The organism is Burkholderia alba (assembly GCF_034721475.1).
Lineage (GTDB): Bacteria > Pseudomonadota > Gammaproteobacteria > Burkholderiales > Burkholderiaceae > Burkholderia > Burkholderia alba.
Genome location: NZ_JAWJWL010000006.1, coordinates 12,899 through 34,252, shown reverse-complemented (window position 1 = coordinate 34,252; position 21,354 = coordinate 12,899). Strand labels below are relative to the sequence as shown.

The 21,354-nt window shown below is 64.9% G+C and carries 18 protein-coding genes; 13 read left to right on the top strand and 5 right to left on the bottom strand.

Going from position 1 to position 21,354, the window contains the following annotated elements; translation table 11 throughout:
• Positions 1 to 66: 66 nt before the first annotated feature.
• The 6 genes from RZR99_RS08130 (at position 67) to RZR99_RS08105 (ending at position 6,657) form a co-directional block, all read left to right on the top strand.
• Entirely contained in the window at positions 67 to 1,041 is a 975-nt protein-coding gene (locus RZR99_RS08130) for a nucleoside hydrolase (RefSeq protein WP_323119239.1), read from the top strand.
• Positions 1,038 to 2,219 (top strand): MFS transporter, encoded by a 1,182-nt coding sequence (locus RZR99_RS08125; protein WP_323119238.1) that lies wholly within the window; start codon positions 1,038 to 1,040, stop codon positions 2,217 to 2,219. Before RZR99_RS08130 ends, RZR99_RS08125 begins: the two co-directional genes overlap by 4 nt.
• An 874-nt stretch (positions 2,220 to 3,093) precedes the next feature.
• Positions 3,094 to 4,044, top strand: a complete 951-nt coding sequence (locus RZR99_RS08120) for a glycosyltransferase (protein WP_407655423.1) — start codon at positions 3,094 to 3,096, stop codon at positions 4,042 to 4,044.
• A 1-nt stretch (position 4,045) separates the two neighbouring features.
• Entirely contained in the window at positions 4,046 to 4,447 is a 402-nt protein-coding gene (locus tag RZR99_RS08115; RefSeq protein ID WP_323119236.1) for a GtrA family protein, read from the top strand.
• A gap of 15 nt (positions 4,448 to 4,462) precedes the next feature.
• Entirely contained in the window at positions 4,463 to 6,304 is a 1,842-nt protein-coding gene (locus RZR99_RS08110; RefSeq protein ID WP_323119235.1) for a hypothetical protein, read from the top strand.
• A gap of 98 nt (positions 6,305 to 6,402) precedes the next feature.
• Positions 6,403 to 6,657 (top strand): hypothetical protein, encoded by a 255-nt coding sequence (locus RZR99_RS08105; RefSeq protein WP_323119234.1) that lies wholly within the window; start codon positions 6,403 to 6,405, stop codon positions 6,655 to 6,657.
• Positions 6,658 to 6,869: 212 nt separating this feature from the next.
• On the opposite strand, the gene gyrB is transcribed toward RZR99_RS08105, so the two are convergent.
• The 3 genes from gyrB to dnaA all read right to left on the bottom strand — a co-directional run bounded on the left by gyrB (position 6,870) and on the right by dnaA (position 12,355).
• Complete coding sequence (gene gyrB, locus RZR99_RS08100) at positions 6,870 to 9,344, bottom strand: DNA topoisomerase (ATP-hydrolyzing) subunit B (protein WP_323119233.1); 2,475 nt, start codon at positions 9,342 to 9,344, stop codon at positions 6,870 to 6,872.
• Between the two features lie 192 nt (positions 9,345 to 9,536).
• Positions 9,537 to 10,640, bottom strand: a complete 1,104-nt coding sequence (gene dnaN, locus RZR99_RS08095; RefSeq protein ID WP_323119232.1) for a DNA polymerase III subunit beta — start codon at positions 10,638 to 10,640, stop codon at positions 9,537 to 9,539.
• Positions 10,641 to 10,804: 164 nt separating this feature from the next.
• Positions 10,805 to 12,355, bottom strand: coding sequence for a chromosomal replication initiator protein DnaA (gene dnaA / locus RZR99_RS08090; RefSeq protein WP_323119231.1), 1,551 nt, complete (start codon positions 12,353 to 12,355; stop codon positions 10,805 to 10,807).
• A gap of 421 nt (positions 12,356 to 12,776) precedes the next feature.
• On the opposite strand from dnaA, the gene rpmH reads away from it, so the two are divergent.
• The 4 genes from rpmH to yidC all read left to right on the top strand — a co-directional run bounded on the left by rpmH (position 12,777) and on the right by yidC (position 15,406).
• The gene (rpmH, locus tag RZR99_RS08085; RefSeq protein ID WP_004198824.1) at positions 12,777 to 12,911 is read left to right on the top strand and encodes a 50S ribosomal protein L34; all 135 of its coding nucleotides are present in this window, start codon (positions 12,777 to 12,779) and stop codon (positions 12,909 to 12,911) included.
• 16 nt (positions 12,912 to 12,927) lie between these two features.
• Positions 12,928 to 13,395 (top strand): ribonuclease P protein component, encoded by a 468-nt coding sequence (rnpA, locus tag RZR99_RS08080; RefSeq protein WP_323119230.1) that lies wholly within the window; start codon positions 12,928 to 12,930, stop codon positions 13,393 to 13,395.
• 74 nt (positions 13,396 to 13,469) lie between these two features.
• Complete coding sequence (gene yidD / locus RZR99_RS08075) at positions 13,470 to 13,736, top strand: membrane protein insertion efficiency factor YidD (protein WP_323119229.1); 267 nt, start codon at positions 13,470 to 13,472, stop codon at positions 13,734 to 13,736.
• 8 nt (positions 13,737 to 13,744) lie between these two features.
• A complete protein-coding gene (yidC, locus tag RZR99_RS08070; RefSeq protein ID WP_323119228.1) occupies positions 13,745 to 15,406 on the top strand; it encodes a membrane protein insertase YidC in 1,662 nt (553 codons plus the stop codon).
• A 118-nt stretch (positions 15,407 to 15,524) separates the two neighbouring features.
• Here the strand turns inward: yidC and RZR99_RS08065 are convergent, their stop codons facing one another.
• Positions 15,525 to 15,947, bottom strand: a complete 423-nt coding sequence (locus tag RZR99_RS08065; RefSeq protein ID WP_323119472.1) for a transcriptional regulator — start codon at positions 15,945 to 15,947, stop codon at positions 15,525 to 15,527.
• Positions 15,948 to 16,276: 329 nt separating this feature from the next.
• Between RZR99_RS08065 and mnmE the strand changes: the two genes are divergently transcribed.
• The 3 genes from mnmE (at position 16,277) to RZR99_RS08050 (ending at position 19,911) form a co-directional block, all read left to right on the top strand.
• A complete protein-coding gene (gene mnmE, locus RZR99_RS08060; RefSeq protein WP_323119227.1) occupies positions 16,277 to 17,668 on the top strand; it encodes a tRNA uridine-5-carboxymethylaminomethyl(34) synthesis GTPase MnmE in 1,392 nt (463 codons plus the stop codon).
• A 617-nt stretch (positions 17,669 to 18,285) separates the two neighbouring features.
• The gene (locus tag RZR99_RS08055; protein WP_323119226.1) at positions 18,286 to 19,269 is read left to right on the top strand and encodes a helix-turn-helix domain-containing protein; all 984 of its coding nucleotides are present in this window, start codon (positions 18,286 to 18,288) and stop codon (positions 19,267 to 19,269) included.
• 327 nt (positions 19,270 to 19,596) lie between these two features.
• Entirely contained in the window at positions 19,597 to 19,911 is a 315-nt protein-coding gene (locus RZR99_RS08050; protein WP_323119225.1) for a DUF4148 domain-containing protein, read from the top strand.
• 352 nt (positions 19,912 to 20,263) lie between these two features.
• On the opposite strand, the gene RZR99_RS08045 is transcribed toward RZR99_RS08050, so the two are convergent.
• The gene (locus RZR99_RS08045; RefSeq protein ID WP_323119224.1) at positions 20,264 to 21,097 is read right to left on the bottom strand and encodes a class I SAM-dependent methyltransferase; all 834 of its coding nucleotides are present in this window, start codon (positions 21,095 to 21,097) and stop codon (positions 20,264 to 20,266) included.
• Positions 21,098 to 21,354 lie beyond the last annotated feature (257 nt).

Sequence of the window (21,354 nt, the reverse complement as noted above, 5' to 3'; positions counted from 1 at the left end):
GGGCGGCCGGATCGCCTGTTTTTCAATCGGCTTCGCATCGAGCGAATCCGCAACAAGGAACCTCTGATGACCCGCTCCAAACTCGTCCTCGACGTCGACACCGGCACGGACGACGCCGTCGCCATCATGCTGGCGGCACTGCATCCGGATCTCGAACTGGTGGCCTGCACGGTGGTGAACGGCAATGCGCCGGTGGAGTGCTGCACGGACAATACGCTGCGCGTGCTCGACAACATCGGCCGGACCGACGTGCCGGTGTACCGCGGCGCGCACAAGCCGCTTGCGCGGCCGGATTTTCCGAAGCCGCGCGATCCGTCGAAGCCGAAGGCGCTGCACGGCTTGACGCTGCCGCTGCCGCCGTCCAAGCGCGGGGTGGTCAGCACGCCGGCGGCGGAGTTCCTGGTCGATTACTTTGCTTCGCGCGGCGACGACACCACGCTCGTCGCGGTGGGGCCGCTGACCAACCTCGCGCTCGCGGTGAGCCGCGATCCCGCGTTTCCCACCCGGGTGCGGCGCCTGATCGTGATGGGCGGCGGGCATGCGGTCGCGAACACCACGCCGTCCGCCGAATTCAATTTCTGGGCGGATCCGGAAGCCGCGGCCACGGTGCTGGGCGCGGGCTTCCGCGAGATCGTGCTGGTGACGCTCGATGCGACGCACGAAGCGCTCGTCACCTATGAGGACTGCGAGCGGCTGCGCGCGTCGGGCACGCCTGCGGCGCTCGCGGCCGAGCGCTTCATCCGCCAGCGCATCGACGTGCACGAGGAAACCGAGAAGATGCCGGTGGCCGGGTCCGCGCCGGTGCACGACGCGCTGTGCGTCGGGGCGCTGATCGACGATTCGTTGATCGATTGCGTGAGCGCCCATGTCGATGTCGAGACGGCGGGGCCGCTGACGGTCGGGCGCAGCGTGATCGATCTGCATCGGCGCGGCGATCGGCGCGCCAACTGCAAGGTTGCGCTGCATGCGGATCGGGCGCGCTTCGTGCAGCTCATGCTCGACACGCTGGCGCTGACCGCGAATCGGGCCTCGCAGCGATGACGCAGCACGGCGACGCGCGTGCCGCGACCGACTGGCCCGTCGTGCTGCTGTTGTGGGGATGCGGGATCGGCGCCGCGATGCAGTTCGCGAAGATCTCGGTCAGCCTGGATCCGCTCGGCGCGCATTACGGGATTTCGCTGGCGGCGACGAGCCTGCTGCTGTCGATCATCGGGACGGTGGGCGCGGCGCTCGGCGCGACGGCGGGGGTGCTGGTCAGGCGCTGGGATTATCGGCGGAGCTTACAGGTCGCGCTGACGATGGGCGGCGTGATTTCGCTGGTGCAGGCGGAGTTGCCGCCGCTGCCGGTGTTTTTTCTGAGCCGGCTGCTCGAGGGCGTGTCGCAGCTGATCATCGTCATCGTCGCGCCGATCCTGATGCATGTGTTCAGTGCGCCGAGGCATCGGGCGATCGCGATGGGGCTGTGGGGAACGTTCTTCGGGGTCGCGTATGCGCTCGCCGAGTGTCTCGCCGCGCCGATCATGGCGCGTGACGGCGTGCAGGGCGTGCTGGCCGCGCATGGCGCGTTGCTGCTGGTTTTCGCGGCGGCCGTGTTGCTGATGATCCCCCCCGATACGGCGCGCGGGGAGGCCGTCGCGCATCCGGAGCGGTTCTCGCTCAGGGGGTTCGCCGCGCAGCATGTGGATATGTATGCGCGCCGGGCGACCGCGTTGCCCGGGATCCTGTTCTTCTTTCACACGTGCATGTTCATCGCGCTGCTGACGTTCGTGCCGAGGATGACGGGCGGCGCGCACGACCCGCTGTCGTTCGTGATGCCGCTGTTCGGCGTGATCGGGACGCTCGCGGCGGGCGTGCTCGCCCAGTATGCGATCCGGCCGGTGCGCCTGACCGCGTTGTGTTTCGCCAGCGTCGCGGCGGCGGCGGGCGGCGCGTACTGGGTGGCGGGCAGTTCGGGCGAGCGGGCGGCCGCGCTCGGCCTGCTGTGCATGTCGGGGCTGGTGCAGGGGGCGGTGTTTACGATGGTCCCGTATCTTGCGCACGATCCGCGTGATCAGGCCTATTCGCATGGGGCGATCGCGCAGCTCGGCAATCTGGGCGCGACGCTCGGGCCGCCGGTGATCGCGGCGGGGTATGCGGCATATGGGGCGCTCGGCCTGCTGACGCCGGTTGTCGCGCTCGCGGCGGTGGGGGTGGCGCTGGCGGGACGGGGCGCGCGGTGACGGGCGTCGCGCGGCGGGCCGTCCGGCGCGCGCTCGGGTATTGGGCAGTGCGGCGCGATTGGAGCGGAGGACGGCTGCGCGCGTGATCCGGCTTGGGCGTGCTTGCCGAGCCGTGTGCCTTCGCGGTTTTGACGGGCGTCGCGCGGAGGCCTGACGGGCGACGCGGGCCGATTCGAGCGACATCTCCGGTTCGCTGACGGTATCGTCGGCGAGTGCGGGATGCGTATCTTTGAGCGCTGCGGCGTTTTCGGCTTCAGATCGTGTCGCCGGAACGCCATTTCTCGCGCTTCTCCATTTATTCACATATTTCTACATTTGAGCCGCGCGCTCCGGGATATGTTGTCCGGAGCGTGTATGATCGGCCGCGGCAAACCGGGCGGAAGGAGCGATCCCGAGTCGGTTTCCGGTAAAATTTCGGGCCAAAACAAATGGCTTCCACAGGCGACAAGCCCGGCGGATCAATCGCTTCAAGCCCACCAGCGGCTTTTGACGGCATCACCATCATTCGGAGCAAATCCTTGCTCAAGGCAGGCGTGGCCTGCGGTCAGGTTCGTGCGAATGCCGCCCGTGCTTGTGCATGGCGTTCGATGTGAAAGTCCTGCTGGGTCGGATGGATGGCGCGTTGAAAGAGCGAGTCGCAGCATGAGTGCTTTTGTCCATGTCGAGAAAGGGAATTCCGAGTGGCGAGACACGAAAGCCGCGCGGTTCCGGAATGTTCGAATCCGGACGACGGGGTTCGCCATCGAGTTGGGCAGTATCGAATCGGCATGATGCCAATCAATGAAGAATGATGAATAAAATCGACACAACGGGGCGGGAGATCACTGATCGGCCTGTGCTTGATGCGGATCGCGGCGCGCTGCAGGTTGGCGGCGTGCCGGATTTTTCCGGGCTGCGGATCGCGGTTCTGGTTCCTTGCTACAACGAAGCATTGACGATCGGCACGGTGATCGCCGATTTCAAACGTGCGCTGCCCGCCGCGGCCATCTATGTGTTCGACAACAATTCGTCGGACGGCACCACGGAGATCGCGCGGAAGGCCGGTGCGATCGTCTGCGGCGTACGCGACCAGGGCAAGGGCAACGTCATCCGGCGCATGTTCGCGGACGTCGAGGCGGATGTGTATCTGCTGGTCGACGGCGATGATACCTACGATGCGTCGGCCGCGGGCGCCCTCGTCGACGGGATCGTCGCGAGAGGGCTGGACATGGTGGTCGCGACGCGCCGGACCGACGAGCAGGCGGCTTACCGGCTCGGCCACCGGTTCGGGAACTGGATGCTGACGTCGTGCGCCGCCTGGCTGTTCGGACGGACCTTCACGGACATGCTGTCGGGCTACCGGGCGTTCTCGCGCCGCTTCGTCAAGTCGTTTCCCGCTCACGCCAGCGGTTTCGAAATCGAAACCGAGCTGACCGTGCATACGCTCGAATTGCGCATGCCGGTGGCGGAAATCGATACCGCGTACCGATCGCGGCCGGAGGGCTCCGAGAGCAAGCTGAATACCTACCGTGACGGATTCCGCATCCTGCTGACGATCCTGCGCCTGCTCAAGGCCGAGAAGCCGCTCCCGTTCTTTTCCGCCGGTGCGGCGCTGTGCGTGATCGTTTCCCTCCTGCTGGCGGCGCCCGTCGTCGAGACGTACATGACGACCGGGCTCGTGCCCAGATTCCCGACCGCGCTGCTGTCGGCGTCGATCATGCTGGCCGGTGCGATCTTCCTCACCTGCGGCATCGTGCTCGACACGGTCACGCGCGGCCGGTCGGAGGCGAAGCGGTTCGCCTATCTGGCCGAGCCGGGGCCGTTGCATGCGCAGCTGAACCCCTGAGATGCCACGTCAGCTGTTTCGTTTTCTGATCGCGGGCGCGATAGGTTTCGCCGTCGATGCCGGGGTCTTGTGGCTGAGTCTCGCCGCCGGCCAGGGGTACTTTGTCGGCCGCGGACTGTCGTTCTTCGCGGCCGTCTGGACGACCTGGCGGATCAATCGGCGCTACACCTTCCAGGCGGACGGCGCGCGGCAAGGGTCGGTCTGGCGGGAGTGGTGGCAGTACCTGCTGGCGATGTCGCTTGGCGGCGCGGTGAACTACGCCGTGTACAGCCTCGTCGTCGTGAGTTTTCCCGCATCGCGCTGGCTGCCCTTCGAAGGGGTGGCGCTCGGGTCGATCGCCGGCATGGCGGTGAATTTCGTCAGCGCCAAGTGGTGGGTGTTCAAGCGTCCCGCGCGTTCGTAATACAAGGAAGTCCGCATGTCCGTTTCTCGAGAAATCAGCCCGCGCGGCTTTTCCCTGACTTCCCCTTTTGTATCGCGGCTCGCGGTGGTCGTCGTGCCGCTGCTGTTCGGGTACTACTCGCTGTGGCTCGGCGCCGATTCGAACTGGGATCTCCACAACTATCACCTGTACGCGGCATTCGCGTTTCTCAACGGGAAGTTGTCGACCGACTTCGCCGCCGCGAGTTTTCAGGGCTACTTCAATCCGCTGCTCGACGCGATCGTGTATTGGCTGAATGCGCATGCGCCTTCCCGGGTCGTCGGATTCATGCTCGGCGCGTTTCACGGGCTGGTCTTCGTCCTGTTGCTGGGCATCGCGCGGCGCTTGCTGTCCGGCTTGCCCGGCGAGGATGGCCGACGGGTGCCGCTGCTGCTGGCGCTGGGCGGTTGCCTGACCGCCAATTTTCTGTCCGGGCTCGGCAGCGGCATGGGCGACGACACCACGGCGGTGCTGTGCGTCGCCGGTGTCTCCCTGCTGATCGCGCATTGGGACGCCTTCGAGCGGGTGACGGCGAAGGGGATCCTGGTGCTGCTGGGCGGCGGGATGTTGATCGGCCTCGCGGCGGGGTTCAAGCTCACCAATGCGGTGTTTGCTGTGGCGGGCTGCGGCGCGCTCGTGCTGGCGGTCCCGGGCGGACTGGTCACGCGTTTGCGGGTGGGCTTCGTGTTCGGCGTCGGCGTGCTCGCCGGCTTTGCCGTAACGGGCGGCTACTGGATGCTGCAGATGTGGCAGACGTTCGGCAATCCGCTGTTCCCTCAGTTCAGCGCGTTCTTTCCGAATCCGCTGGTTCGCTCCATCTCGATCGGCGATACCCGGTGGCTGCCGCGAAGCGGGGTTGAAACCGCGCTGTGGCCGTTCATTTTCTCGATCGATTCGCACCGGGTCGGTGAGGTCGCGATCCGGCAGGTGATCTGGCCGATCGTCTATACGCTTGGATTGATCTGGGCGGCGCGTGCGGTATGGATGAAGTTTGCCGCGCGCGCCGTGGAGCGGATGGATCCGCGCGCCGTGTTCCTGATCGCGTATATCGCGCTCGGCTATGTCGTGTGGATGAAGCTGTTCAGCATCTATCGGTATGTCGTGCCGGTCGAGGTGTTGACGCCGCTTGCCGTGTTCATCCTGCTGACGCGGCTGATGCCGTATCGTCGCGCGAAGCGCTGGGCGGGGTGGCTGCTCGGCATCGCGACGGCGGTCGTGGTGACGGGCGGAGCGTCTACCTGGGGCCATGACGGGTGGGCCGACCCGCTGTATCACGCCGAGCTGCCGGCGCTCGAGCAGCCGTCGCGCACGACGGTGCTGCTCGTGAATGCCGAGCAGCCGCGCGCGTGGCTGGCGACGCTCTTTCCGGTGGAGGTCGCGTTCGCGGGGATCGACGTCGGGTTTCCTCAAGGGCCGGCCTATATGTCGCGGATCCATGAGATGGTCGAAACGCGGAACGGGCCGGTGTATGCGTTGCTCGGCAGCGCGTACAACTGGCGTGCCGATCAGGTCGCGAGGATGGACGCGGCGGCCGGGTCGGTCGGGTTGACGCATAGCGAGCGGGGGTGCGCGTTGTTGAAGTCGGTGACCGTGCGGCTTCGATTGCATGCGGCGGTTGAGGCGGTTGCGCCGGGGGATGGCGGCGCGCGATGTGCGATCGGGTTGCGCGCCGACGATGTCCGGGATATCGCGGCCGAGAATCGCGAAATCGTTGCGCAGGCGGATCGGCAGTTGCAGGATCGGGGGTTGTCGATCGATGTGAAAAGCTGTGCGGTGTATGCGGCGGGGGTGGGGACGGGGAAGGAGCCTTATCAGTTTTGCGGGGTGGCGCGGCGGTGAGGGGGATTTTTCACCCTCCGCGCATGTTCACGCCGGCCCCGCGAAGACGTTCCTAGAGCTATCGACACGCTCGTGTCGCTACCAATGGAGCGCGCCCCATGCACGGCAAAATCACGGTCACCTTCAGTTCCGGCAAAGACAGCGTCGGCCACGGCACGCTGAACGATATCGACGGCCCGCAACCCTATCTCGACTACGACGGCAAGCCCTATCCGTCTTCCATCGACATGAAAAAAGCGACCGGAGTGAGCTTCGAACCCGACATGGGCAAGACGCGCAATTTCAGCAAATGGCAGTACTTTTTCCAGGGCGGGTGGAATGCGCCGCGGATCTTGGTGGATGGGAAGCTTTGAGGGGGCGGAGCGTCGAGCGATGCTTGCTGGGTAAAAGCGAAATGCCCGGAGAACCGGGCATTTCGGGGGGCGCTTTGGTGGGGGGCGAGGGGCTCGAATATCCGGCTCGGGGATCGAGCGTTCGCTACTCACGACGATGAGGCGGGTTGTTCGGCGGTAAAGGTCAATCGCAATCGCGCTGACCGCCCGATACCGCAAAACCCCCGCCTCCCTCAAACATCAATATTCCCCGCCCTCAACGCATTACTCTCGATAAACGCGCGACGCGGCTCGACCTCATCCCCCATCAGCGTGGTAAAGATCCCATCCGCCGCGATCGCATCTTCGATCTGCACGCGCAGCAAACGCCGCACCGCCGGATCCATCGTGGTTTCCCACAGCTGCTCGGGGTTCATCTCGCCCAGCCCCTTGTACCGCTGCTTCGACAGATTCCGCTCGGCGTCCGCCAGCAGCCACTTCATCGCGCTCTTGAAGTCGGTCACCGGCGTGCTGCGCTCGCCGCGCTTGATCGTCGCACCTGCGCCGATCAAGCCCTTGAACGTATTGGCCGTATTCACGAGCTGCTGATAATCGGCCGTGTGCTGGAATTCCTCATCGATCACCGATACGCGCACGTTCCCGTGATGGGTCCGCTCGACGTGCAGCGAGCGCTGCTCGCGCACCGCGTCGTAAGCCGGTACCACCCGTACTTCCGTCTTCAGCGCTTCGTCTTCCAGTGCCGCGAACAGCGCCTTCGCCGATACCTCGGTCGACGCCTCGTTCGACAGATCGATCGCCACGCCGTCCATGATCGCCTCGAGCGCATTCGGATCGTACAGGCGGCTCAGCCGGTCGATCACCGCGCGCGACAGCAGATACGAGCGGGCCAGCTCGCCCAGCGCGTCGCCGGAAATCGGCGCCGCGTTCTCGCTCGACACCAGCTCCGAGCCCTGCAGCGCCAGCCGCAGCACATGCGCGTTGAGTTCGCTTTCGTCCTTCAGATAGCGCTCGTCCTTGCCCGCCTTCACCTTGTAGAGCGGCGGCTGCGCGATATACACATAGCCGCGCTCGATCATGTCCGGCATCTGCCGATAGAAGAACGTGAGCAGCAGCGTGCGGATGTGCGCACCGTCGACGTCCGCGTCGGTCATGATGATGATGCGGTGATAACGCAGCTTCTCGAGGTTGTAATCGTCCTTGCCGATCCCGCAGCCGAGCGCCGTCACGAGCGTGACGATCTGCTCCGACGACAGCAGCTTGTCGTAGCGCGCCTTCTCGACGTTCAGCACCTTGCCGCGCAGCGGCAGGATCGCCTGGAACTTGCGGTCGCGGCCCTGCTTCGCCGAGCCGCCCGCCGAGTCGCCCTCGACGATGTAGATCTCCGACTTCGCCGGATCCTTCTCCTGGCAGTCCGCGAGCTTGCCCGGCAGGCCGACGCCGTCGAGCACGCCCTTGCGCCGCGTCATCTCGCGCGCCTTGCGCGCCGCATCGCGCGCCCGCGCCGCTTCGACGATCTTCCCGCAGATGATCTTCGCGTCGTTCGGCGTTTCCAGCAGGAATTCCTCGAGCGCCTTCGCCACCACTTCTTCCACCGGCGCGCGCACTTCCGACGACACCAGCTTGTCCTTCGTCTGCGAACTGAACTTCGGCTCCGGCACCTTCACCGACAGCACGCACGACAAGCCTTCGCGCATGTCGTCGCCGGAGGTTTCCACCTTCGCTTTCTTCGCGACTTCGTTGTCGGTGATGTACTTGTTGATGACCCGCGTCATCGCCGCGCGCAAACCGGTCAGGTGCGAGCCGCCGTCGCGCTGCGGGATGTTGTTCGTGAAGCACAGCACGTTTTCGTTGTAGCTGTCGTTCCACTGCATCGCGACTTCGACGCCGACGCCGTCCTTCTCGCCGTTCACATGAAAGATGGTCGGGTGCAGCACGGTCTTCGTCTTGTTGATGTACTCGACGAAACCCTTCACCCCGCCGACGAACGCGAAATCGTCTTCCTTGCCCGAACGCTGATCGGTCAGGCGGATGCGCACGCCGTTATTCAGGAACGACAGTTCGCGGATCCGCTTGGCGAGGATGTCGTAGTGGTATTCGACGTTGCCGAAGATGGTGTCGTCGGCCATGAAATGCACTTCGGTGCCGCGGTTCTCGGTATCGCCCATCAGCTGCATCGGCGAGACGTCGACGCCGTTGACCTTCTCGATCGCCCGGTTCTGCGCGACGCCGCGATGGAATTCCATGAAGTGCTTCTTGCCGTCGCGGCGCACGACGAGGCGCAGCCAGCTCGACAGCGCGTTCACGCACGACACGCCCACGCCGTGCAGGCCGCCCGACACCTTGTAGCTGTTCTGGTCGAACTTGCCGCCCGCGTGCAGCTCGGTCATCACGATCTCGGCGGCGCTGCGCTTCGGTTCGTGCTTGTCGTCGAGCTTCACGTCGGTCGGAATGCCGCGGCCGTTGTCGGTCACGGAGATGGAATTGTCCGCGTGGATCGTCACGTGGATGTCGTTGCAATGGCCGGCCAGCGCTTCGTCGATCGAGTTGTCGAGCACTTCGAACACGAGGTGGTGCAGACCGGTGCCGTCCGACGTATCGCCGATATACATCCCGGGGCGCTTGCGCACCGCTTCCAGACCCTCGAGGATCTGGATCGACGACGCGCCGTAGCTGCTGGTATCGGGCTGTTGATTGTGCTGTTCAGTCATGGGTTTCTTCCGGTTCTGCGGGGCCGCACGAGCGGCGGCGCGGTGCTTCTCTCAAGAAAAACGCCGGGCCGTCCGGGGTGTTTCGGCTCCCCTTGCGGGGTGGCCGGGGAACACGCGATCGGGGGCCCTGATTTCCATAAAAACGCCAAAGGGGCATGTCGCCCCTTGGTGTGTCGGTGGAGTCGCTGCGCGTCAGATGCGCATCGGCATCACGACATACTTGAATTCATCGTTCTCGGGCACGGTAATGAGGGCGCTCGAGCTTGCATCGCCGAGGCTCACATTCACGTTGTCGACCTTCAGGTTCGCGAGCACGTCGAGCAGATACGTGACGTTGAACCCGATGTCGATCGTGTCGCCCTGATAGGCGATTTCCAATTCTTCCTGCGCCTCTTCCTGATCGGCGTTGGTCGACATGATCTTCAATTGACCCGGCGCGATGATGCAGCGCACGCCCTTGAATTTGTCGGACGTGAGAATCGCCGCGCGCTGCAGCGACCGCTGCAATTCCTCGCGGCCGATCGTGAAGCTGTTCTTGTGCGCCTTCGGGATCACGCGCTGGAAGTCGGGGAACTTGCCCTCGACCAGCTTCGACACCAGTTCGACCTGGCCGAACGTGAATTTCGCCTGGGTCTGCGCGATGTCGATCTTCACCGTGTCGTCGATGTCCTCGAGCAGGCGCTGCAGTTCGAGGATCGTCTTGCGCGGCACGATGACTTCCTGGCGCGGGAACGCGCCCTCGATCTTCATCGACGAGAACGCCAGGCGGTGGCCGTCGGTGGCCACGGCCATCAGCTGGTCGCCGTCGACGACCAGCAGCATGCCGTTCAGGTAGTAGCGGATGTCCTGCTGCGCCATCGCGAAGTGCACCATGCCGAGCAGCTGGCGGAACGCCTTCTGCGGCACCGACAGGCTCGCGCCGAAGTCCTTCGCCTGCGCGACGGTCGGGAACTCGTCCGCGGCCAGCGTCTGCAGCGCGAAGCGGCTCTTCCCGGATTGCACGGTCAGGCGCTTGTCCGCGAGCGTCAGCGTGACCTGGCCGTCAGGCATCGCGCGCAGGATGTCGAGCAGCTTGCGGGCCGCCACGGTGGTGGCGATCTGGTCGCCGCCCACGCCGAAATCGGCGCGCGTCGTGATCTGGAGCTCCAGGTCGGTCGACAGGAACGACACGTCCGGGCCGTTCTTGGTGATCAACAGATTCGCGAGGATCGGCAACGTATGGCGGCGTTCGACGATACCGCTTACGGTTTGCAGCGGCCTGAGGAGGGTGTCTCGTTCGGTCTTGACCAGTTGCATAGAGTTCCTTCGTTGAAATAACGGCCTGCAAGCCTCGCAACGCCCCGCCGGGCGGGACATGTACCCACCGCCGCCGGGGCGGTCAAACCTATATTGTGCCTCAAAACCGAACCGCCCCTTTTAAATTGGGGCGGTCAGGCGTTTCTCAAGGGCGGCGCGCACGCTCAGCCCTTCAGCGTCTGCTCGAGCACGTGCAGCTCGTGATTGAGCTGCGCGTCCTTGCTGCGCTCGTCGGCGATCTTGCGCACCGCGTGCAGCACGGTCGTATGATCGCGCCCGCCGAACAGCTCGCCGATCTCGGGCAAGCTCTTCTGCGTCAGCTCCTTCGCAAGGTACATCGCGATCTGCCGCGGCCGCGCGATATTCGCCGGACGCTTCTTCGAATACATGTCGGCGACCTTGATGTTGTAGAAGTCGGCGACCGTCTTCTGGATGTTTTCCACCGAGATCTGCCGGTTCTGCACGGTCAGCAGATCCTTCAACGCTTCCTTGGTCAGCTCGATCGTGATCTCGCGGCCGTGGAACTTCGAATACGCGAGGATCTTGCGCAGCGCGCCTTCCAGCTCGCGCACGTTCGAGCGCAGGTGCTTCGCGACGAAGAACGCGACGTCCTCCGACAGGCTCACGCCCTCCGACTGCGCCTTGCGCATCAGAATCGCGACGCGCATCTCCAGCTCGGGCGGCTCGATCGCGACGGTCAGGCCGGAGTCGAAGCGCGAGATCAGGCGGTCGTCGATGCCGGAGATTTCCTTCGGATAGGTGTCGCTGGTAATGATCACCTGCGCCTTGTTCGCGACCAGTGCCTCGAACGCGTAGAAGAATTCTTCCTGCGTGCGGGATTTGCCGGAGAAGAACTGGATGTCGTCGATCAGCAGCAGGTCGAGCGAGTGGTAATAGCGCTTGAAGTCGTCGAACGCCTTGCGCTGGTACGCTTTCACGACGTCGGACACGTACTGTTCCGCGTGGATGTAGCGAATGCGCGCGCCGGCCTTGTCGAGCAGCAGCTGATTGCCGATCGCGTGGATCAGGTGGGTCTTGCCGAGGCCGACGCCGCCGTACAGAAACAGCGGGTTGTACGAGATGCCCGGGTTGTCGGCCACCTGGATCGCGGCGGCGCGGGCGAGCTGGTTCGCCTTGCCGGTCACGAAGTTGTCGAACGTGAGCACCGGGTTGAGCTTCGAGCGCTCGTACATCGAATCGGCTTCGCCGCCCGACGCGCCGGGGCCGGAGCCCGGCCGCCAGGTGCGGCGGCCGGCGGCGGCTTCGTGAGCGGTGAGGCTCGGCAGATCGAGGTCGGCCGCTTCGTCGGCGTTCAGCGCGGCGGCATTCGCCTGGGCGGCGGCCGGCGACAGTGCGGTGCCCGGCCCGGGCGCGCCGGCGGAGGGTGCCGCCGGGCTTGCCGGCGTCGGTGCGCGCGGCGTCAGGGCCGGCGCGGGTGCCGGTACGGGCGGCGCGCTGCGGGCACCGGCTTTCGGATCGAGGACGAATTGAACGTCGATCGGCGCGTTCCAGAAATCACGGGCCAGATCGGAAATCCGGCCGGAAAACTGGCTCTTGACCCAATCGAGCTTGAAACGGTTCGGAGCGGCGATGGACAGCGTGTGTGCAGCGGCATCGAAGGCGACCGGGGCCAAAGGTTTAATCCACGTCACGTACTGCTGGGGCGTTAACTCACGCTCCAGCAATGCGGAACAGTGTTGCCAGAAATCGTTCATCGAAGTGCTGTCGTTTTTTCGGTTGCACAGCGGCTCGTGGCCGCCCTTGTCGCGGATCTGCAACAAGGCCCGGTGTGGCCGTGCGAGCGTGCTTCGGACGCTTGTGCGACAAGGGTCTGAGCACAGGCGCGGGCCGAAGCGGCGTGCGGGATTCTCGGAGATAAGGCGAGATTCTACCGCCAAACGGACGCCGAGCGGGAGTTATCCACAGGGGTGCGCGCCGGGGCGAGGTGGCTCGGGCGGGGTCGGCCACCTTCGGATCGGTGGCTCTAAAGTATTGACCGTCAAGAGAAAAACGGTTTAAATAGCGGGTTCCGCGAAGACCAATCCTGTATTTTTCGGCGATTGCGTTCGCCCGGTTGCCTTGAAGAGAGGGCGCGCGGTCCCTGATTCCCGACATTCTCGAACAAGTGAGAGCAACATGAAACGTACCTACCAACCTTCCGTGACGCGCCGCAAGCGCACCCATGGCTTCCGCGTCCGCATGAAGACGGCGGGTGGCCGCAAGGTCATCAACGCTCGCCGTGCGAAGGGCCGCAAGCGCCTCGCCATCTAAGGACGGGCCGCGCGCCGTGTCCGCCGTCCGCAGCGATGCGGGCAAGGCAGCCGCTGTCCCGGGTTCGACTCCGTTGCAAGCGCCCGCCGCCTTCCCCAAAGCTGCGCGACTTCTGAAAACGGATGAATTTTCATCCGTTTTTCGTTTGCGCCCCTGGCGGCGCTCCGCGCACTTCGTCATCTATGGCAAGCCGACGGGCGGCGATGCGCGGCTCGGGCTGGTCATCGGGAAGAAGTACGCGCCGCGCGCGGTGACGCGCAACCTGGTCAAGCGGCTCGCCCGCGACGCGTTTCGCACGCGGCGCGCCGAGTTCGCCGGCTGGGATCTGCTGCTGCGTCTGCATACGCGCTTCGATGCGAAGGCGATGCCGAGCGCGGCATCCGCGCCGCTCGCGGCGCTTTGCGCGGGTGAGATCCGCGAGCTGCTCGACAAGGCCGCTCGGGAGATCGTCCGGCGCAACGGGGCGAAGCCCGCGTCACCATGACGCGCTCGACGCCCGTCGCAGGCTGCCGCCTGCCCGATTGGCCCTGACGCGGCGCACCCCACGCCGCTATTGTTATGCAAACGGTATTGATCGCCTTGCTGCGCTTCTACAAGGTTGCCGTGAGCCCGCTGCTCGGCAGCCGCTGCCGTTTTTATCCTTCCTGTTCGGATTACGCACGCGACGCAATCCAGTATCATGGCGCCGCGCGCGGCACTTACCTCGCCGCCAGGCGTTTGTGCCGATGCCATCCGTTTTCCGCGGGCGGCATCGATCTCGTCCCGCCGCCCAAATCCGACACACGCGCTTCAACCGACACTGAAGCACGGTCCCATCGACTCTGAGACAACGCATGGATATCAAACGCACCGTCCTATGGGTGATCTTCTTCATGTCAGCGGTCATGTTGTTCGACAACTGGCAACGCTCGCATGGACGCCCGTCGATGTTCTTCCCGAACGTCACGCAGACGAATTCCGCGGCCAACGCGGCTAACGGCGCTTCGGGCGCGGGCGGCACGCCGGCGAACGACCTGCCGGCCGCCGCGGCCGGCACGGCGCCCGACGCCACCGCCCCGGCCGCGCAACAGGCGCAGATCGTGCGCTTCTCGACCGACGTCTACGACGGCGAGATCGACACGCGCGGCGGCACGCTCGCGAAGCTCACGCTGAAGAAGGCCGGCGACGGCAAGCAGCCCGACCTGTTCGTGACGCTGTTCGACCACACGCCGACCCACACGTACCTCGCTCGCACGGGCCTGTACGGCGGCGATTTCCCGAATCACAACGACGTCTTCACGCAGATGTCGGGTCCGACGTCGCTGTCGGCCGATCAGAACACGCTGAAGCTGTCGTTCGAATCGCCGGTGAAGGGGGGCGTGAAGGTCGTGAAGACGTATACGTTCACGCGCGGCAGCTACGTGATCGGCGTCGACACCCGGATCGACAACGTCGGCACGGCGCCCGTCACGCCGACCGCCTACATGGAACTGGTGCGCGACAACACGCCGGTGGAAACGCCGCTCTTCTCGCATACCTTCCTCGGGCCGGCGGTGTACTCCGACCAGAAGCATTTCCAGAAGATCAATTTCAGCGATCTCGAGAAGAAGAAGGCCGAGTTCGTCGAATCGGCCGACAACGGCTGGGTCGCGATGGTCCAGCATTACTTCGCTTCCGCCTGGATTCCGCAGCAAGGCGCCGCGCGCAAGAACTACGCCGAGCAGATCAGCCCGACGCTGTTCCGCGTCGGTGTTCAGCAGACGGTCAAGCCGATCGCGCCGGGCCAGTCGGCCGACGTGTCGGCGCGCCTGTTCGCCGGTCCGGAAGAAGAGCGGATGCTCGAAGGCATCGCGCCGGGCCTCGAACTGGTGAAGGATTACGGCTGGGTGACGATCATCGCGAAGCCGCTGTTCTGGCTGCTCGAGAAGATCCACGGCTATGTCGGCAACTGGGGCTGGGCGATCGTCCTGCTGACGCTGCTGATCAAGGCCGTGTTCTTCCCGCTGTCGGCGGCGAGCTACAAGTCGATGGCGCGCATGAAGGAAATCACGCCGCGGATGCAGGCGCTGCGCGAACGCTTCAAGGGCGATCCGCAGAAGATGAATTCGGCGCTGATGGAGCTGTACAAGACGGAGAAGGTGAATCCGTTCGGCGGCTGCCTGCCGGTCGTGATCCAGATTCCGGTATTCATCTCGCTGTACTGGGTGCTGCTCGCGTCGGTCGAGATGCGCGGTGCGCCGTGGATTCTGTGGATTCACGATCTGTCGCAGCGCGATCCGTACTTCATCCTGCCGGTGCTGATGGCCGTGTCGATGTTCGTGCAGACCCGCCTGAACCCGACGCCGCCGGACCCGGTCCAGGCCAAGATGATGATGTTCATGCCGATCGCGTTCTCGGTCATGTTCTTCTTCTTCCCGGCGGGCCTCGTGCTGTACTACGTCGTGAACAACGTGCTGTCGATCGCGCAGCAGTACTACATCACGCGGACGATCGGCGCGAAGAAGAAAGCCGCCTGACGCAGGTCGAGCGGGCCGGGCGAAGCGTGCTTCGCTCCGGTCCCCCGATGTGAAAAAAGCCGCCCGGTTGATACCGGGCGGCTTTTTTTCATGGTGAGTGCGGGGGCGCGGCGCGCGTTCAGCGCCGGGTCGGATCGCCGTAGAACTGCTCGATCAACTCTTGCACCAGATAGCGGTGATGCGGCGACAGCGCCTCGATCTTCGACGCGAGTTCGATCGTTTCCGGCGTCGGCGGATACTTCTCGTCGCGCGGCAGCGGTTGCGGGGTGGCGCGGGCGGTCGCGCTGGGCGGCGGGCCGTAGTGGAGCCAGTGCAGATCGACACGCAGCCAGTCGGCCAGCGTGCGCAGCTTGTCCGGAGTCGGAATGGTGCGGCCGGTCAGCCATTTGTGCGCGGTTTGCGGAGAAACGGGATGCTCGCCGTGATGTCGCAAATTGAAATGCAAAGCGAGTTCCGTCGCGCCGGTGACTTTCTCTGGGCTGCGCAACAAGGCGAATTTCAGACGTTCGGTGAACGCCGCTTTTTCTTCGAGTGTCGGCATGGCCAGATTGTGCGGTTCGACCGATGCAACGTAGACAACCACCCGGGTGACATTTATCTCAAATAAGCGGTGGTTTAACTGGAAAGAAATGGAGCAGGTACGCAAACGATTGCCGTGCTTGGGCTTGGCCACCGGCAGGTTGCCGCCTCCTGACGCTTAAAGTACGACCAGGATTATAGGACTTGTCTTATCGCGGACAGGATAAAGCTCAAATCGGTCAAAACGGCTGTTTGAAAAATCCGGTGCGCGATCCGTTCTACAATGCGGACATCCTGGGGGCGGCGCCGATGACCGCCCCTTTTCGTTCTCTCCTGCCCCGATCTGCTGCCATGCTTGCCACCGATTCCGATCCGATTGTCGCCATCGCCACCGCTTCCGGACGGGGCGGTATCGGCGTCGTGCGGGTTTCGTTCGGGCGCGCGGGCGAGGCGGCCGCGCGCCTGCTGATGGAGGCGCTGTGCGGACTGCCGCTGGCGCCGCGTCATGCGAGTTATGTGCCGTTCCTCGACGGCGAGGGCCGGCCGCTCGACCGCGGCATCGCGTTGTATTTCCCCGCGCCGCATTCGTACACCGGCGAGCATGTGCTCGAACTGCAGGGGCATGGCGGGCCGATCGTGCTGCAGCTGGTGCTGCAGCGCTGCCTCGACGCGGGCGCGGCCTGCGGACTGCGGCTGGCCGAACCGGGGGAATTCACGCGCCGGGCATTTCTCAACGACAAGCTCGATCTCGCGCAGGCCGAGGCCGTCGCCGACCTGATCGAAGCCAGCACCGAGGCGGCCGCGCGCTCGGCCGGCCGGTCGCTCGACGGTGCGTTTTCGCGCGACATCCATGCGCTCGTCGATGACGTGATCACGCTGCGGATGCTGGTCGAGGCGACGCTCGACTTTCCCGAAGAGGAGATCGATTTCCTGGAGGCCGCGGATGCGCGCGGCAAGCTCGCGCGCATCCGCGAGCAACTGACGCATGTGCTGGGCGACGCGCGGCAGGGGGCGCTGCTGCGGGAAGGGCTGTCGGTGGTGCTGGCTGGGCAGCCGAATGTCGGGAAGTCGTCGCTGCTGAACGCGCTGGCGGGTGCCGAACTGGCGATCGTCACGCCGATCGCCGGGACGACGCGCGACAAGGTCGCGCAGACCATCCAGGTCGAGGGGATTCCGCTGCACATCATCGATACGGCCGGGTTGCGCGATACCGAGGACGAAGTGGAGAAGATCGGCATTGCGCGCACCTGGAACGAGATCGAGCGAGCGGACGTGGTGCTGCATCTGCTCGATGCGCGCAGCGGGCTGGGCGCCGACGATGAAGCGATCGCCGCGCGTTTTCCGGCCGGGGTGCCGGTGGTGCGGGTGCTGAACAAGACGGATTTGATGGGCGCGCCGGCGGTGGTCGAGCGCGTGGCCGGTGCGGATCTGTGCGAAGTGCGGCTGTCGGCCAAACACGGCGACGGGATCGATCTGTTGCGCGGCGAGCTGCTGAGGATCGCGGGGTGGCAGGCGGGCGCGGAGAGTGTCTATCTGGCGCGCGAGCGGCATCTGATCGCGCTGCGCGCGGCGCAGAACCATCTGGCGCAGGCCGCCGATCACGCGGACCGGAATGCGCAGGCGCTGGATCTCTTCGCGGAGGAATTGCGACTGGCGCAGGAGCAGCTGAATTCGATTACCGGGGAATTCACTTCGGATGATTTGCTGGGGGTGATTTTCAGCCGGTTTTGTATCGGGAAGTAGCGGGCGGCCGCCGAGGGCAATACGGGGACGCTGGCGAACGGCACGCGGTATTCTAAAAATCGAAGCATCGATCGGCGACGCATGACCTGGAACCGCCGAGATCAGGCCGCTAATGAGCGAGATCTTTTGAAGTTCGGCAAAACCGTCCGAATCGCTGCATTGATCCGGCAGGTACACAGATCGCCAGCGGTGATTTTTTCAGCCGTAGGAGCGTCAATGATGGCGGGAAGGCTTAGGTGAAATCTCCGGCTTCTTTTTAGTTCTCTGCTGTCGGAACAAGGCAACGCAGACAAAAATCTGGTGTTAAAGCGACACGAGCCGATGGCGCCGCTCATCGGCAGCGTATTGTTCGGAGCCGAGGCGAGCCCCCGGCTAACCGGGGGCCGGCGCGCCAGAGGGAAAAATCGGCCCCCCGCGTTGCGGATCTCCGCGAGAAACAGAGCGGTCTCGGCAACAGGATTCGGTGCAGTATGTCGATGTCGGCATGATACGGATGCCGGATCGGGTTTGAATGGGCCGTCATTTGGCCCTCTCGCTACGATCACCCGCGATCGGGCGCGGATGTGCTGAAGAGACGAGCGCGGCGGCCCTCGACCCCGCCGCCGGGAGCGTAGTCAATGAGTGGACCGTCCTATCCGGCTTTTCATCGGCTGACCACCGTCGATGTCCCCGCCAAGGAGCAATTCGACGCCTGGATCTCGCTCAGCCGTTTATGCGACTTCCGGTTGCTGGATGACGCCGGCGGCGCGTTCGATTCGCGATACGACAGTGCGCAGTTGGGCCCCTTCACCGTCGGCGGTCCCACCTGGCTCAATCCGAATCGGCGGGCGGTCTACGACGCGAAACGCACGGCGTCGCATGTCCGAACGGATGGCGCCGATTTCTATCAGTTCGTCTTGCGCATCGACAGCGGCATAGCGTGGCGATCCGAATCGCACAGCTGCGTGATGCCGCCGGGCGAGCTGTACATGATCGACATGGCCAGCCCTTCCGATGTCCGGCTCACGACCGGCTCGGCCGTCTCGCTGATCGCGCCGCGAGATGCGCTTCCGCCCGGCACCGAAAGACTGCATGGACGGGCGCTGAGGGGCGGCATCGCTTATCTGCTCGGCGATTATCTCCGTTCGCTCGCGGGCAATCTGTCCCGGATCGCGGCCGACGAGCTTCCGTCCGTCGTGCATGCGACAACCCAACTGCTGACGGCCAGCGTGCTGCCGAGTGCCGACGCCTTGCTGCAGGCCGATGCGGAAATCCGCGGACTGCTGATGCAGCGCGTACAACGCTACATCGATGCGCATCTGCTGCATCCCGGGCTCAATCCTCACCAGATCAGCAAGGACGTCGGCCTGTCGCGCTCGAAGCTCTATCAGCTGTTCGAGCCTGTCGGCGGGGTGATGCGAGAGATACGGCGCAAGCGCCTCAACCTGATCCATCGGATACTTGCCGACCCGAGCCTCCCGAGAGCACGAATAGCGGAGCTTGCATGGCGCCACGGATTCAGCGACGAAAAACACTTCAGTCGCGTGTTCAAGGCGGAATTCGGCTACGCGCCTCGTGACACTCTGGACCGGATACGGGCGCTGCACCAGGAGACGCGTTGAGCCGTACCGCGGCGAGGTGACCGGTGCTGTCGCCGAATCCTCACGCTTGCGCCGGACTCACGTCCCACCGGAACATCCCGATCTCAAGAGGACAAGCCGCAAGCAAGATGGGGACGGTTCGCGAACGGCGACTCGCGAGGCGAACCCCGCAGGCATGAATTCCCGTGTGCGGAGCGATCTGCCCCCGCTGCCGCCCGACCATTCTTCGATCCACAGGAACATTGTCTTGGTCGAATAGGGGTTAACCCTTGAGGGTGATCCTCCTAGACTTCAGCCACCGGTTGCAGACACGTTGTCGCACCGCTCGCAAAGTCCAAGGAGGTCGTGATGAAATCCCTGATTCAAGCTGTTGCCGTTGCCGCTGCTTTTGCCATCCCTGTCGCGTCGTTCGCGCAGTCGAACGCGCCGCTGACCCGCGCGCAGGTTCGCGCCGAACTCGTCCAGCTCGAAAAGGCCGGCTGGCATCCGGCGGCCGGTTCCGATCCGCACTATCCGGAAGACATCCAGGCCGCGCAGGCCCGCGTGAGCGCGATGAATGCGCAAAGCGGCTACGGCGGCGTCGCGGACGGCTCGTCCGGCGCGGGGCGTCCGGCAGCGGCCGTGTCGAAGGCCGACTGGAACGCGATGTACAACCATCCGTGATGGGGTGGCGCTGCTCGCGATCCGATGATCTGCCGCATCGGGTCGCCCGCCGCTGAGTAAAGCGAACCCGCGAGCTTTCCACGCGGCAGCTCCGCGTGTGGTCGCCCGCGCAGACAGAACGGCGTTTCGGCCCGCCGGTCAGCGCGATGCATTGCAGGAAGCGCCATGACGGCCGTCGACGCCCGCGCGGCGATCCGGCTCGGGTCTCGCGATCCGGGCGCTTTCCTGTTGCGCTATCGCTGCACGGTTTCCGAATGTGCGCGGCGGAGAGCCACGCGGGGCAGCATGCGCCGAAGCCGGTACACGGCAATCCGTTCGAGGAGCGCAAGGTCGCGCAACACGCGTCCGACTCTCAACGCACCGGGTCGACGGTCTTGCTCGCGATGAAATGAAACCACTCATCGCGGCTCACATCGGCGCCCTCGCGCACCGATGCGCCCGTCGAACTGCCGAAGGCGACTTGCATCTCGAGCCCGGCGTCGGCGAGCTGACGCCGCTGGGTGGCGAAGTCGGTATAGACGATGACGATGCCGAACTTGTGCGCGGCGCACACGCGCACCGCATAACCGTCGTGGATCCGGTCGTGACGCGAATTGCGCAGATAGTTGAACGTGCCGACCGGTAGCGTGTAGAGCATCCTCAGGACGTCGACGCCGACGGTCAGCGGATTCGCCGACCACCTCGGCAAGCGCAGCAGTCCGCGCGGATCCCTGCGATAACTCGGCCCATGCAGGTTGTGCGTGGAAAAGAGCGCCAGCCCGCCGGGCTTCAGTACCCGCGAAAATTCCTTCAGGATCGCGAGACGCCCGGGGTAGTCCACGGCGTCGATGCCGTTGTAGCTGAACACGACGAGCGAGAAACGCCCGTCTTCGAACGCGGACATATCGCGCGCATCCATCTGCTGCACACGGATGCCCGGATGATTGCGCCGGCAGATCTCGACGAGTTCGGGCGTGTAGTCGATCGCGATGTAATCGCCGCTGAGGGTCGTCAGCAGCGAGACGGTGCGGCCGCCGCCGACGCCGACGTCGAGAATCGGCTGGCCGCGCGCCTGCTCGGCGATCCACGCGAACGCCGCGGCCTCGCCCGGGTCGGTCCATCCGGCGGCCTTGCCGTATCCGTTGCGCGCGCTGCGGCTGCGCCATGCCGCGCGGTTGATGCTGTCCTGGACGAGATCGTGCTTCATCCGCGACTCCCTTGAACGTGCCCTCGATACGAGCGACGGAAGGCTGACCTGCAGAGCAGGAGTGCTCAGTATCGTGACGAGTGCGGACGATGCACTGTTCTGCGGCTTACATATAAGGCGTATGGCGAGCGAGGGGCTCGGGTATCGGGAGCCTTGCGGTGGCAAGCAGCCGAAGCGGAGACAAAACGCGAGGGAAAAGCGATTGCGCCGGAGAACGGCCAATCGGAGTGTGGGTGCGCATCATGGTGCGGGACACG